This window comes from Streptomyces rubiginosohelvolus (assembly GCF_014649875.1).
GTDB lineage: Bacteria > Actinomycetota > Actinomycetes > Streptomycetales > Streptomycetaceae > Streptomyces > Streptomyces rubiginosohelvolus.
This window is the reverse complement of record NZ_BMTW01000011.1, coordinates 118,582-132,314: the sequence shown is the minus strand read 5'-3', so window position 1 is coordinate 132,314 and position 13,733 is coordinate 118,582. Positions and strand designations below refer to the sequence as shown.

Annotated in this window: 9 protein-coding genes; 1 reads left to right on the top strand and 8 read right to left on the bottom strand. The window is 70.7% G+C overall.

Features of this window, described 5'->3' with window-relative positions:
• Positions 1–7 precede the first annotated feature (7 nt).
• The 4 genes from IE134_RS23520 to IE134_RS23505 all read right to left on the bottom strand — a co-directional run bounded on the left by IE134_RS23520 (position 8) and on the right by IE134_RS23505 (position 8,191).
• The gene (locus tag IE134_RS23520) at positions 8–4,297 is read right to left on the bottom strand and encodes a discoidin domain-containing protein (RefSeq protein ID WP_189431607.1); all 4,290 of its coding nucleotides are present in this window, start codon (positions 4,295–4,297) and stop codon (positions 8–10) included.
• Positions 4,298–4,512: 215 nt separating this feature from the next.
• Positions 4,513–5,703: a S8 family peptidase gene (locus IE134_RS23515; protein WP_030712945.1), complete on the bottom strand. Its 1,191-nt coding sequence runs from the start codon at positions 5,701–5,703 to the stop codon at positions 4,513–4,515.
• Between the two features lie 99 nt (positions 5,704–5,802).
• Positions 5,803–6,936 (bottom strand): type III polyketide synthase, encoded by a 1,134-nt coding sequence (locus IE134_RS23510; protein ID WP_373296780.1) that lies wholly within the window; start codon positions 6,934–6,936, stop codon positions 5,803–5,805.
• A gap of 19 nt (positions 6,937–6,955) precedes the next feature.
• Positions 6,956–8,191 carry a cytochrome P450 gene (locus tag IE134_RS23505; protein WP_030712939.1) on the bottom strand — a complete coding sequence of 412 codons (1,236 nt, stop codon included), beginning with the start codon at positions 8,189–8,191 and terminating at the stop codon, positions 6,956–6,958.
• A 252-nt stretch (positions 8,192–8,443) separates the two neighbouring features.
• Here IE134_RS23505 and IE134_RS23500 point away from each other — a divergent pair, with 252 nt between their 5' ends.
• Complete coding sequence (locus tag IE134_RS23500; protein WP_050513671.1) at positions 8,444–9,661, top strand: Dyp-type peroxidase; 1,218 nt, start codon at positions 8,444–8,446, stop codon at positions 9,659–9,661.
• Here IE134_RS23500 and IE134_RS23495 read toward each other — a convergent pair.
• From IE134_RS23495 to IE134_RS23480, 4 genes are read right to left on the bottom strand one after another with little or no spacing between them, the layout of a single operon-like run.
• Positions 9,592–10,491 (bottom strand): ABC transporter ATP-binding protein, encoded by a 900-nt coding sequence (locus tag IE134_RS23495; protein ID WP_098018523.1) that lies wholly within the window; start codon positions 10,489–10,491, stop codon positions 9,592–9,594. The genes IE134_RS23500 and IE134_RS23495 overlap by 70 nt on opposite strands.
• Positions 10,488–11,540 carry a FecCD family ABC transporter permease gene (locus IE134_RS23490; protein WP_097947321.1) on the bottom strand — a complete coding sequence of 351 codons (1,053 nt, stop codon included), beginning with the start codon at positions 11,538–11,540 and terminating at the stop codon, positions 10,488–10,490. Before IE134_RS23490 ends, IE134_RS23495 begins: the two co-directional genes overlap by 4 nt.
• A complete protein-coding gene (locus IE134_RS23485) occupies positions 11,537–12,577 on the bottom strand; it encodes a FecCD family ABC transporter permease (protein ID WP_030712932.1) in 1,041 nt (346 codons plus the stop codon). Before IE134_RS23485 ends, IE134_RS23490 begins: the two co-directional genes overlap by 4 nt.
• Positions 12,574–13,608 carry an iron-siderophore ABC transporter substrate-binding protein gene (locus IE134_RS23480; RefSeq protein ID WP_189431605.1) on the bottom strand — a complete coding sequence of 345 codons (1,035 nt, stop codon included), beginning with the start codon at positions 13,606–13,608 and terminating at the stop codon, positions 12,574–12,576. The genes IE134_RS23485 and IE134_RS23480 overlap by 4 nt, the downstream gene beginning before the upstream one ends.
• Positions 13,609–13,733: the final 125 nt, after the last annotated feature.

Here is a 13,733-nt window from a genome sequence, read left to right as displayed (position 1 = left end):
TCCTCACCTACGGGTTGATGTTGATCTTGAAGCCGGGCGTGGTGTTCTTGATGTCCTGGGCGTTGCCGCTGAACTTCACCCCGTTGAAGGTGACTTCGCCGGAGGCCGGGCCCTGTCCGGCCTCCGGCATCTCGTTGGCCCACAGTCCGAAGCCGGACTTGGCGTCGAACGCGTCACCGCTCTTGCGCGCCCCCGAGATGGAGATGTCGCTGAGCACGGTGTCCTTGATCGGGAACTGGGGCTGTCCGCCGACGTAGTTCGTCTGGAACATGATCCCGCTGTAGGTGGGATCGACGATGTCCACGTTGTTGATGCGGATCCCCTGGAACACCTTCGACGCCGAGAACAGCCAGATGCCGGGGAAGGTCTGCGATCCCCAGAAGTGACCGCCCGCGCGCACGATCGAGACGTTCTCGATCGTCGTCGGTGCGGTCCCGAATCCGTTCATCGGGTAGCCGAAGTCCAGCGAGCTGACCGTGATCCCGGAGTACACGAGGGTGTCGGCGATGTGGATGTTGCGGAAGGTGTTGTCGTACCCGCCGTAGACGGCGATGCCCGCCGCACGCCAGGTGAGGATCGAGGTCAGGTTCTCGTAGACGTTGTTCTTCATGTCCGCTCCCCCGGCGTCGATCGCCGAGAACAGCGCGAAGCTGTCGTCTCCGGTGGCCCGCGCCTCGTTGTTGGTCACGAGGTTGTCGGTGGACCCGTTGGTCATGTTGACGCCGTCGGCGAACATGTTGCGGATACGGGAGTTCTTGATGGTGATGTTGTCGGTGTTCGCGCCCCAGTAGAGGCACACCATGTGCTCGTTCCAGATGTTGTCGATCACGATGTCCGAGACGTTCGAGAAGTCGAAGACCTTGCCCGGCCCGTCGATCCGGGACGTGTAGTTGCCGAAGTACGCGAAGTTCGCGAACGACGACCCCTTGGCACTGGCCTCGGCCCGGAAGCCGACGTCGGTGTTGTCCTGCGTGGCCGGTGCGTTGAAGCGGGTGTACCAGGGCCCGGCCCCGATCACCCTCACGGCCTTGCCGTAGACCTGGAACTTGCTGGCCGTGCTGTACTCGCCCGCCGGGAGGTAGACGCCCACCAGGGTGCCGGTGGTGTCCATGCGGACCTTGTCCAGGGCGTTCTGGACGTCCTGGTGGGTGAAGCCGGCCGGCACGGTGTACGTCGCCGGGTTCGGGTTGGCGACCGGGGCGACCTGCTCCAGGTTGATGAAGTCGATCGCGTACGTCGAGGTGTTGGCGCTGTCCTTCTGGAGCCGGATCTTCGAGCCCGCCGGGACGGTCTTGCCCAGCATCACGTTCGCCTCGTCGTAGATGTGACGGGGCGCCCCGGAGCCCGGGGAGTTGCCGGGAGCGGTCTCGTTCCCGTACAGCCAGGCGTACTTCGAGGTGAGGTCGATCGCCTTGAGGAAGACACCGTCGACGTAGACGTTCAGCGTGGAGTCGATACCGCCGCCGCCCGGGGCGTCGGGGATGGAGAACCGGGTCACCAGCGTGTTGGTGGAGGCCCGGGTGGTGAACTCGACGTAGTTCCCGTTGTTGTTGAGGGTGACGGCCTTGCGGCCGGAAGCTTCGCCCGCGATGTCGCCGACGGTCCGGTTGGGGCCGACGACCTGGGCGCCGCCGCCGGTCGTCCCGTCCTCCGCCTCGTACATGTCGTACGGCATGTTGGCGCCGCGCCCGACGAAGAGGGCCTGGGTGGAGGTGTTGTTCTCGCGCTTGACCGGGAGTTCGTTGGCGTCGGCCGCGATCACGGTCCGTACGGTGTACGAGCCGTTGGCCGCGGTCCAGGTGCCCAGCGAGACGGGTGTGGTGGTGGCGCCCGCCGCGATGGCCCCGTTGTGGGCGCCGGTCAGGGTCTTCACCGTGGCGCCCTTGCTGTCGACGAGGGTCAGCGTGATGCCGTGCGCACCGCTCGCCGAAGCCACCGTGCCCTGGTTCTTGAGGGCGACGGAGAAGGTGACCGTGTCGCCGGCGGAGGCGGCCGAGGGCGAGGTGGTGACCGCGGCGGCCACCAGGTCGGAGCTGGAGACCGGCTTCACGACCAGCGGGGAGGCGCTGGTCCAGGTGTTGTTGGTCTCGTTCTGCTCGATGACCTCATTCGCCGGGTCGGCGACCGCGCTCAGTTGGTAACTGCCCGCGTTCCGCGCCCCGATGGACGCGCTGACCTGGGTGGAGGCGCCCGATGCCAGGGCGCCGACCGAGGCGGTGGCGACCTTGGTGGAGCCGAGCCGCAGCTCGACCTTGCTCGCCGGGGCGGCGAGCGCTCCGGCGTTGCGGACGGTCGCGGTCAGGGTGATCTCGTCCGTCTCGACCGGGGCGGCGGGAGCAGCGGTGATACCGGTGACCTGGAGGTCGGGGTTGGCCGCCGGGGCGCCCAGGACCTGGAACTCGGCGACCTGGCCGGCGCCGGAGCCGCTGTTGGCGGTGAACTTCAGCTGGACGTCCGCGACGCGGGCGGAGACCGGGATGGTCACCGTGTTTCCGGACGCCGGGCTGAAGGCGTAATCCTTCGCTGCGGAGAGGGAGTTGAAGGAGGAGGAGCTCTGTTCCCGGCCGAGCACCTCGATGCGCTGGGTGCGCGGTCCCCAGCTGCTGTCGGGGTTGAGCTTGACGACGACGTTCTCCGTGTCGGCGTTGGAGCCGAGCTTCACGGTGAGCGTGTTGGGGTAACTGCCGCCCGCGCCCTCCCAGTAGGTGGAGGTGCTGTTGTCGTTGGCGTTCTCGGCGACGTAGGTGTGGACCACGGAGGAGGCCGTGATCGGCTTGTTCACGGCGAGGTTGGACGCGGAGCCGCTCTGCCCGTTGCGGGTGACGGTGTTGCTGTCGCCGGAGACGTTGCCCGCCGCGTCCTTCGCACGCACGAAGTAGCTGACCGTGGTGGACGCCGACGGGGTGTCGGTGTAGGTCAGCACATTGCCCGCGACACTGCCGCGCAGCACGTTGTTGGCGTAGACGTCGTAGCCGGTCACGCCCTTGTTGTCGGTGGACGCCTGCCAGGTCAGCTTGACCGAGCCGGCGGACGGTTCGGTGAACGCCAGCGCGGAGGGGGCGGTGGGGGCCTGGGTGTCGCCGGAGTCTCCCGCGCGGGTGACGGTGTTGCTGTTGGCCGAGACGTTGCCCGCCGCGTCCTTGGCGCGGACGAAGTAGCTGACGCTCTGCCCGGCCGGCCGGGTGTCGGTGTACGTGGTGACGTCAGCGCCCACGCTGGTGAGCAGGGTGTTGTTCGCGTAGACGTCATAGCCCGTGACGCCCTTGTCGTCCGTCGACGCCTTCCAGGTCAGCCGGATCTGGCCGGTGGCGGGCTCGGTGAAGGCGAGGTTCGCCGGCGCGGTCGGGGCCTGCGTGTCCCCGGTGGTGGGACCGTAGATCTCCAGCTCGGCCAACTGGGCGGCCTGTGCACCGGTGTTGGCGGTGAACAGGACACGGACGTACCGCGTCGTCGTGGCGTCGAAGCTGATCGTCGCCGACTGTCCGCCCGCCGCGTCGAAGCGGTAGGCCTTGGACGCGGTGAGGTCCGTGAAGTCCGTGCCGTTGGCGCTGCCCTGAAGCTTCAGGGTCTGGCTGCGTGCCGCCCAGCCGTCGGGCAGCCGCAGCACCACCCGGTCCACGCCCAGCGACGCGCCCAGGTCCGCCTGGATCCACTGCGGGAACTGGTCGTTGCGGCTCGCCCAGTGGCTGTCACGGTTGCCGTCGTTGGCGTTGGCCGGGGTCTGTGAGCCGTTGCTGCTGCTGGCGGTGAGGGTCTTGCCCGCGGCGAGGTCTGCCGAGGAGTCCCCGGCGCCCCGGACCTCCAGCTCGGAGAGCTGGGCGGCCGGCCAGCCGGTGTTGGCGGTGATGCTGACGCGTACGAAGCGGGTCAGGGTGGCCGGGAACGCGATGGTGACCTCGTTCGCGGCTCCGGGGGCGAAGCTGTACGTCGCGGAGTTCTTCAGGGTCGCGAAGCTGGTGCCGTCCGCGCTGCCCTGGAGGGACAGGGTCTGGGTGCGGGTCTCCCAGCCCGCCGGAAGGGTCAGCTTCACCTCGTCGACGCGGGTGCCCGCGCCCAGGTCGGTCTGGACCCACTGGGGCAGTCCGCCTCCGCCACTCTCCCAGTACGTCGACCGGTTGCCGTCGGTGATGTTGGCCGCGCCGTACTCGGCGTGGGCGCTGCTGGCGGCCGCGGCCCGGCCCGCGGCGAGGTTGGGTCCGTCGGCCGCAGCGGCGGCGAACGACGGTATGCCGATCATCAGAAGACTGGTCGTGATGACGGCGGATATCGCCCGCCATCTCCAGTGTTGGGCTCTCATAGCTCCCCGATCTTCGGCCTCGGCGCGGGGCGCGCCGAGGGCGCGGCTCTGTGACCGCAGCCAGGGAACACGGAATTCTGCGTATGCTGCGGCCTGTTTTGCGTTGTGCCGTCAGAGAGTTGCAGAGAAATGAGAGACAGTCCACCGTTCCGACAACAGCCAGACGGCCTGCCCGGCCCGGTTTCGGGGGGCCGGGCAGGCCGTTTGAGGGATCGTCAGAGGCCGCCGGTGTACAGCAGCCGGTCGGGCGAGCCCTGGCCGAGGCCGGAGAGCACGTCGGGAGTGGCCGTGTCGTTGAGCCACCGCGCGACGGCGGCAGGCGAGGCGGAGGGGTTCTCCTCCTTGTAGAGCGCGGCGACGCCCGCGACGTGCGGGCTGGCCATGGAGGTGCCGTTCAGCGAGACGGTGCCGCCGCCGAGCCGGGCGGAGACGATGTCGGCCCCGGGGGCGTACAGCGCGAGGCAGGAGCCCCAGTTGCTGAAGGAGGTCTCCCGGTCCTGCCGGTCGCTCGCGCCGACCGTGACCACGCCGTCGGCGGCGGCCGGGGAGACGTCGCAGGCGTCCCGGTCGTCGTTCCCGGCGGCCACGACGGGCAGCACGCCCGCGTCCGCGACGGCCTCGACCGCCGCGTCGACCGCGCTGGAGCGGGCCCCGCCGAGCGAGGCGTTCAGCACACCGGGGGCCTTGGTGCGCTCGGCGTCCTTGGCGACCCAGTCGAACCCGGCGAGGATGCCGGCCCAGGTGCCCCGGCCCTCGCAGTTCAGGACGCGTACGTTCACCAGCGAGGCGTCCTCGGCGACGCCGGAGGTCGCACCGCCCGCGGTGCCGGCGACATGGGTGCCGTGTCCGTTGCAGTCCATGCCGTCGCGGCCGTCGCCCACGGCGTCGTACCCCTTCACGACCCGGCCGCCGAACTCGCTGTGCGCGGCGTCGATCCCGGTGTCGACGACGTAGACCTTCACGCCGTCGCCGGTGGCCGTGGTGGTGAAGGTGTCGTCCAGCGGCAGGGCGCGCTGGTCGATGCGGTCGGTGCCCCAGCCGGCCGCGGGAGCCCGGAAGAGGCTTCCCGCCCGGGGGGCCTCCACCGCCACCTCGGCGTTCTCCTCGACGGCGAGGACGCCGGGAACGGTGCGTACCGCTTCGAGTTCGGCGGCGGTGAGCGTGGCGGCGAAGCCGTGCAGGACGTTCCCGTAACGGAACAACGGGTCGAGCCCGAGCTCCCGCAGGACGGTGTCCGGCGAGAGCTCGGGCTCCAGGGTGACGATGTACTGCCCGGGTACGGCCCGGGTGGACTGCTCCACCACGACCCCTTCCGGTCCGCTGTCGGCCGAGGCCGGGGCAGGGATGGCGATCATCGGGGCGATCAGCAGCAGGGCGGCCGTGGCCCATCGGGCGGGCAGGCGCATGCATTCTCCTCGGGATGGGGATCCGTTCGCGGAGCGAGTGCATCCGCGAAGCGCGAACACCCGTTCCTTCGTCCCCGCCCGCCGGTCGCCTTAGCCGGTTCAGCCGGACAGCGCAACGCCGGCGGTGAGCTCCAGCTCGTCGAGACCGGACGCGACGGACGGGCGGAGGTCGTCGACGGTCCAGGTGCCCAGAGCCGTCTCGGCGGTGATGCCGGGTCCGAAACCGGCGATGAGGCCCTGCGCGGACTCGGCGGCTCCGCCGTCGTCGAAGAGCCGGGCCAGCGCGTCGAAGACGACGGAGCTGGCGATGTTGCCGCGTTCGGTGAGGGTGGCCCGGCTGTAGCGGAACATCTCCGGCGGCAGCTTCAGGAAGTGGCAGAGGTCGTCCAGGATGCGCGGCCCGCCCGCGTGCACGATGAAGAAGTCCATGTCCGGGACGGACCAGCCGTGCAGGTCGACCAGATCCTGGAGAACCGGGGCGAGCATCTCCATGGTGCCGGGGACCCGCTTGTCCAGCAGGAAGTGGAATCCGGTGTCGCGGACCGCGTAGGAGATCCAGTCCTCGGTGTCGGGCACCAGGTGCGAGCCGTTGCGCTCCAGCCGCATCCCCGTGCCGCCCTGTCCCCGGACGACGGCGGCGGAGAGGGCGTCCCCGAACAGCCCGTTGGAGAGCAGCGAGCCCACGCCGATGTCGGTGGGCTGGTAGCACAGCGAGCAGAACTCGCAGGAGACGATGAGGACGTTGGCCTCGGGGTAGGCCACGCAGAAGTCGTGCGCGCGGTTGATGGCCGCGCCGCCCGCCGCGCAGCCGAGCTGGGCGATGGGCAGTTGGCGGGTCCCGGGCCGGAAGCCCATGGTGTTGATGAGCCACGCGGTCAGCGACGGCATCATGAAGCCCGTGCAGGAGACGTAGACGATCAGGTCGATCTCGGACGCGTCGGTCTCGGCGTGGGCGAGGGCCTGCCGGACGACGTCGGGCACCCGCCTCTTGGCCTCGGCCTCGTACACCCGGTTGCGGAGCTCGAATCCGGGGTGCTTCAGGGTCTCCTCGATGGGCTGCACGAGGTGCCGGGTCTGGACGCCGGTGTTCTGGATGAGCCGCAGGACGAGATCGCGCTGCGGGTGCCCGTCGTGGGTCTCGCGGGCCAGGTCCAGGGTCTGCTGCATCGTGATGACGTGCTCGGGCACAGCGATGGCGGGTCTGCACAGGGTCGCCATGGGTTCTCCTCGTATCTCGGAGCGGAGGCTCTCGTCACCACGTGACGGGCAGGGCGAGCGGGTAACGCCAGATGGACGTCGTGTTCCACTCGATGTCCTCGGGCGGCACGTCCAGACGCAGGGCCGGGAAGCGGGTCAGCAGCGTGGAGAAGGCGACTTCCAGCTCCATGGTGGCGAGCGGCGCGCCCAGGCAGTGGTGGGCGCCCCAGCCGAACGTCATGTGGGGGATGGACGGGCGGTCGGGGTCCAGCTCGTCGGGACGGTCGAACTTGGCGGCGTCCCGGTTGGCCGTCAGATAGGACACGTGCACCACGTCCCCGGCCTTGATGAGGACACCGCCGAGCTCCACGTCCTCCAACGCGATGCGCGGGATGCCGACGCCCTTGCGGAAGGGGATGTGGCGCAGCAGCTCCTCCAGGGTGCGGGGCAGCCGCGCCGGTTCGGCCTGGAGGGAGTGGAGGAGTTCCGGGCGGGTGAGCAGGGTGTAGGCGATGTTGCCGAGCTGGTAGGTGGTGGTGTCCTGGCCGGTGATGAGCAGGACCATCGCCATGACGGCCAGTTCGTCGTCGTCCAGCAGTTCGGCGCCGTCCCGCGCGGTGGCCAGGGTGCTGATGAGGTCCTCGCCCGGGGAGCGGCGCCGGTCGGCGGTCAGCTCCTGGAAGTAGCCGCGCAGCTCCGCCTTGGCGCGTACGGCGTCCTGCTTGCCGGCGGCCCCGACGTTCATCATGGTCATGGCGTGGGCGCGGAGCCAGGGGCGGTCGGCCTCGGGGATGTCGAGGGCCTCGCAGATGGTGATCAGCGGCAGCGGCGAGGAGACCCGGGCCACGAAGTCGGCCGGTGCGCCCTCCTCCGCCATCTCGTCCAGCAGCCGGTCCACCACCCGCTGGGTCCCGCCGCGCATCTGCTCGACGCGGCGGGGGGTGAAGCTCTTGGCGACCAGGCTGCGCAGCCGGCTGCTGGCGGGCGGGTCCATGAGGTTGATGGACTCGGCCTGGACGATCGGCTCCGGGGTCATCCGGGGGAAGTCACGGCCGAGGACGGCGCTGCGGCTGAACCGCCGGTCGGTGGTGACCGTCCGGACGTCCTCGTAGCGGGTGACGAGCCAGGCCTCGCCCTCGCCGTACGCCATCCGGATGCGGGAGACCGGCTCCTCGGTCAGCAATTGCCTGAGCTGGGGGTCGAACTCGAGCTGCTGCGCGTAGTCGAACGGGCAGGTCCGTACGGTTTCCTTGTGCTGCACCGAGGTGTTCTCCACCGAGGTTCTCCCCATGGCCGGTTCGGGGTGTTCAGGACATCCCGGTGCCAGGCCCGGGAACAGACCTCCCCTGTGTGCCCCGCCGCGCCGCGAAACATGTCACTCACTGTTCGCAGTCAGCCGATCAGGGGGGCGCACGCCCCGGCGCTCGGCCTCCCGGCCCAGGCGAACCGCCCCGCACGGAGGAAGCGGCGCTGAGCTGGTGCTCCGTGCGGTAGGGGTGAGAGGGACAGAGCAGTCCGTCCGCCTCGCGAAAAGAGAACGGCCATGACGGAAAGTGACCAATACCGGGACGCGCGTCTCGGCCGACGAACCTTCGTGCGGGGTGCCGCGAGTGTGGTGGGGGGCGCGGGACTGATCGGCACGGTGTCGGCGGGCGCCGCTGCCGGTGCCCCCGCAGTGGCTTCGGACGAGGACCGGGTGCCGTTCCACGGCGCGCACCAGGCGGGGATCCTGACCCCGCAGCAGCGGTTCGGCGGTTTCGCCGCCTTCGACGTGCTCGCACGGGACCGGAAGGAGCTGGCGGCGCTCTTCCGGAAGCTGACCGTGCGGTCCCGTGTCCTCACCGCCGGGGTCACCCCGAAGGATCCGGACGTGGCGGCGGTGCGGGGCCCGGAGGACCGGCTGACCATCACCGTCGGGGTGGGTGCCTCGCTGTTCGACGGGCGTTTCGGGCTGGCCGGGGCGCGGCCGCCCGGCCTCACCCGGATGCCGCGCTTCCCCGGAGACCAACTCGAACCGGAAGCCTGCCACGGAGATCTCTCGGTGCAGGTCTGCGCGCAGCACCCGGACGCCGTCCTCCATGTCGTACGGGATCTGGCGCGGGAGACCTCGGGGCTGCTGCAGGCCCGGTGGCGGGCCGACGGGTTCGTGAACCCGCCGCGCCCCGAGGGCAGCCCCCGGTCGTTCACCGGCTTCAAGGACGGCACCGCGCACCCGGACACGACGTCGGCGCGGGAGATGGACCGGCTGGTCTGGGTCGGGCCGGAGGGGCCGGACTGGGCGCGGGGCGGGAGCTACCAGGTGCTGCGGACGATCCGGTTGGGGGCCGAGGCGTGGGACCGGGTCCCGTTGGGCGAGCAGGAGCGGATCTTCGGCCGGCGCAAGTCGACCGGCGCGCCGCTCGACGGGAAGAAGGAGAGCGACCCGCTCGACTACGGGCGCGATCCGCAGGGCCGGGTGACACCGCTGGACTCCCACATCCGCCGGGCCAACCCCCGTACCCCCGGGAGCGAGGACTCGGTCCTGCTGCGCCGCAGCTACAACGTGGACCGGGGCCTCGCGCCCGACGGGACGCTCGATGTGGGGCTGGTCTTCTGCTGCTACCAGCGGGATGTCGACCGGCAGTTCGCGACGGTGCAGAAGCGGCTCGAGGGCGAGCGGTTCGCGGACTTCAGCACCACGACGGGCGGCGGCTACTTCCTCGTGCTGCCGGGGGTGGCCGACGCCTCGGACTGGTACGGCTCGGCGCTGCTCGGTTCCTGAGGGACCGGTGACGCGGCCAGGTCCGCGCCGTCGAGCACGTGGTGGCGGCCGATCGGGAGCATCAGGGGCCGCCCGGACACGGGGTCATCGATGATGCGGCTGTCGAGGTCGAACACCGCCCGGACGGTCTCCTCGGTCAGCACCTCGGCCGGGGTGCCGGAGGCGTGGAGGCCGCCGTCGGCGAGGGCGATCAGGTGGTCCGCGTACCGGGCGGCGAGGTTGAGGTCGTGCAGGACCATCACGATGGTGGTGCCGCGCGAGCGGTTCAGGTCGGTGAGGAGGTCGAGGACCTCGATCTGGTGGCTTGCGTCGAGGAAGGTGGTCGGCTCGTCGAGGAGCAGCAGGTCGGTCTGCTGGGCGAGCGCCATGGCGATCCATACGCGCTGGCGCTGGCCGCCGGAGAGTTCGTCCACGGCCCGTTCGGCGAGCGGTTCGGTGTGCGTGGCCTCCAGTGCGGCGGCGACGGCGGCGTCGTCCTTCTCGTTCCAGCGGGAGAAGATCCCCTGATGCGGGTGGCGGCCGCGGCCGACGAGGTCGGAGACGGTGATGCCCTCGGGTGCGATCGGCGACTGCGGGAGCAGTCCGAGGGTGCGGGCCAGTTCCTTGGCGGGCAGCCGGTGCACCTCCTTGCCGTCCAGGACGACGCGGCCCGCCCTGGGGGCGAGCAGCCGGGACATGGAGCGCAGGAGGGTCGACTTGCCGCAGGCGTTGGCGCCGACGATGACGGTGATCCGGCCGGGCGGTACGGCGAGGTCGAGGGAGTCGACGACCGTGCGGTCGCCGTAGCCGAGGGTGAGTCCTTCGGCGGTCAGTCGGTGGTGCGTGGTCATAGCGAGCCTCCCGCCCGGTTGGTGCGGATGATCAGGTAGACGAGGTAGGGGGCTCCGAGGACGCCGGTGACGACGCCGACGGGGTAGCGCTCGCCGAAGGCGAACTGGCCGGTGAAGTCGGCGACGAGGACGAGCAGCGAGCCGACGAGCCCGGCGGGCACGAGCAGCGAGCCGCCCGCCCCGACGATGCGGGCGGCGATGGGCCCGGAGAGGAACGCCACGAACGCGATGGGTCCGGCCGCCGCCGTGGCGAAGGCGATCAGCCCGACGGCGGCGACGATCACGGTGATCCGGGTGCGTTCCACGCGTACGCCGAGGGCGGAGGCGGTGTCGTCGCCGAGCTGGAGCGCGGAGAGGTTACGGGCCTGCCCCAGCAGCAGCGGGGTGAGGACGGCGGCCGCGGCGAGGGCGGGGATCACCTGGTCCCAGGTGGCGCCGTTGAGGCTGCCGGTCAGCCATCGCATGGCCTCCTGGAGGTCCCATTCGGCGGCCTGGGACAGGACGTAGGAGGTGATGCTGTCGAGCATCGCGGAGATCCCGATGCCGATGAGGATGAGCCGGGTGCCGGCGACTCCGCCCTTGAACGCCAGCGAGTACACCAGCAGGGCGACGCCGAGTCCGGCGGCGATGGCGAGGACGGAGACCTGCACCTCGCCGAGGGAGAGGGTGACGATGGCGATGGCGGCCGCGGCGCTCGCCCCGGAGCTGATGCCGATGATGTCGGGGCTGGCGAGCGGGTTGCGGAGCATCGTCTGGAAGGTGACGCCGGCCAGGCCGAAGCTGAATCCGGCGACCAGGGCGAGGACCGCGCGCGGCAGCCGCAGCCGGCCCACGGTGAAGGACGCGCCGGGCACCTGCTCGCCGAGGATCACCCGGAGCACGTCGCCGGGCGGGTAGTAGGTGCGGCCCGCCATCAGGGTCACGGCGAACGCGGCGGCCACGAGGAGGACCAGCACCAGGACGACGCGGCGGCGGCGCGAGGCGCCCCGGACGCGGCGGCGGGTGGCGGCCTCGACGGAGGCGGGCCGGGTGAGGACGGGCGCGCTCACAGGGCACGTACCTTCTGTCGGCGGACGATGTAGATGAAGAACGGGGCCCCGATCAGGGCCGTGACGATGCCGACGTCGATCTCGGAGGGTCGTGCCACGATCCGGCCGACGACGTCGGCGGCGGTGAGCAGGACCCCGCCGAGCACGGTGGAGAGCGGCAGGAGCCAGCGGTGGTCGACGCCGACGAGGAGCCGGCAGGTGTGCGGGACGACGAGACCGACGAAGCCGATCGGCCCGGCGACGGCGGTGGCCGCTCCGCAGAGCAGTACGGCACCGAGGGCGGCCACCGCCCGTGCCACGGCGACCCGTTCACCGAGACCGGCGGCCAACTCGTCGCCGAGGGCCAGGGAGTTGAGAGCCCGGGCGGAGAGCAGGCAGACGACGAAGCCGACGGCGAGGAACGGCGCGACCTGGCCGATGCGTTCGAAGGACGCGCCGCCTACGCCGCCGATCTGCCAGAGCTTGAAGCTTCCGGCGATGTCGTTGCGCGGCAGGATGACCGCGCTGACCAGCGAGGCGAAGGCGGCCGATGTGGCGGCTCCGGCGAGCGCCAGCTTGAGCGGGGTCGCCCCTCCCCTGCCGAGCGTGCCGACGGTGTAGACGAACAGGGCGGACAGCGCGGCGCCCACGATGGCGACCCAGATGTAGCCGGTCGGCGAGGTGAGCCCGAAGAACGCGACGGCCGTGACGACGGCGAGGGAGGCCCCCATGTTGACGCCGAGGATGCCCGGGTCGGCGAGCGGGTTACGGGTCACGCCCTGCATGACGCCGCCCGCGAGGCCGAGCGCCGCGCCGATGACGACGGCGAGGACCGTACGGGGGATGCGCTTGGTCGCGGCCGCCTGCCCCAGGGTGTCGTCCGAGCCGCCGAACGCCGCGACGACGTCGGACCACGGCACGTCGCGGGAGCCGAAGGCGACGGAGGCGACCATGACGGCGGCCAGGGCGAGCACGGAGAGCAGGACCCACAGCAGGCGCACGCCCGCCGGACGCCTGGTGACGGCGTCCGGCGGGGTGCGGGTGTCGAGCGTGGTCACTTGACCTTGTCCGCGGCCTCGGCGAGGGCGGCGGCGTAGTCGTCCAGCACGTAACTGATCGACAACGGCGTCGGGTTGGCGGCGGTGGCCAGCGGGCTGCTGCCGGGCAGGAGGTAGGTGGAGCCGCGCTCGACGGCGGGGATCTTCGAGAGCAGCGGGTCCTTGGTGATGGTCTTCAGCAGCTCACCGGTGTCGTCGCCGTAGCCGGTGATGATGTCGACGTCGTCGAAGGCGTCGATCTGCTCGGCGCTCTTGGTGAGGGCGAACTTGTCCGTGCCCTCGGACGCCTTCGCGATGGAGCCGGGGATCTTCATCCCTAGGTCCTGGAAGAACTGGGTACGGGTGTCGTGCGTGGTGTAGAAGCCGACCTCGCTGACGTCGTTGGGGTCGACGTGCGTCATGAACATCGCCGACTTGCCCTGGAGCTGCGGGTACTTGGCGGCGGTCTTGGCTATGTCGCCGTCGAGCTTCTTGATCAGCTTCTCGCCCTCGTCCGCGAGCCCGATCGCCTTGCTGTTCGTCCGGATGATCTCGCGCCACGGCGTCGCCCAGGCGGCGTCCGGGTAGGCGACGACGGGGGCGATCTCGCTGAGGGTCTCGTAGTCCTTCTTGGTCAGACCCGAGTAGGCGGCGAGGATGACGTCCGGCTTCGTGTCGGCGACGGCCTCGAAGTCGATGCCGTCCGTCTCGTCGAACAGCACCGGCGTCTTGGCCTTCAGCTCGTCGAGCTTCTCCTCGACCCAGGGCAGCACACCGTCGCCGTTGTCGTCGCCGAAGTTTGCCGCGGCCATGCCGACCGGTACGACGCCGAGCGCGAGCGGCACTTCGTGGTTGGCCCAGTTGACGGTCGCGACGCGCTTGGGCTTGGCGGGGATGGTGGTCTTGCCCAGGGCGTGCTCGACGGTCAGGGGGAACGCGCCGCCGGAGCGGCTCTCGTCGTCCTTGCTCCCGGCGTCGGAGGACCCGCCGCAGGCGGACACGCCGACGAGGGCGGCCGCCACGACGAGCAGGCGAAGGCGGTGTGAAGACATGGGTGTGTACCCGGCTTTCCGGATGTCGGGGCCGCGGCGGGACGCGTACGTCAGTGGCTGACGCGATCCTCGCTGGCTTAGGTAAGGCTTGCCTTGGAACCTTATGAGAGGGGCCCGACTGTCGC

Coding starts and splice junctions, on each gene's coding strand:
- IE134_RS23505 (WP_030712939.1), bottom strand. CDS start 8,191: ATGGGGAGAACCTCGGTGGAGAACACCTCGGTGCAGCACAAGGAAACC.
- IE134_RS23495 (WP_098018523.1), bottom strand. CDS start 10,491: ATGACCACGCACCACCGACTGACCGCCGAAGGACTCACCCTCGGCTAC.
- IE134_RS23515 (WP_030712945.1), bottom strand. CDS start 5,703: ATGCGCCTGCCCGCCCGATGGGCCACGGCCGCCCTGCTGCTGATCGCC.
- IE134_RS23480 (WP_189431605.1), bottom strand. CDS start 13,608: ATGTCTTCACACCGCCTTCGCCTGCTCGTCGTGGCGGCCGCCCTCGTC.
- IE134_RS23520 (WP_189431607.1), bottom strand. CDS start 4,297: ATGAGAGCCCAACACTGGAGATGGCGGGCGATATCCGCCGTCATCACG.
- IE134_RS23500 (WP_050513671.1), top strand. CDS start 8,444: ATGACGGAAAGTGACCAATACCGGGACGCGCGTCTCGGCCGACGAACC.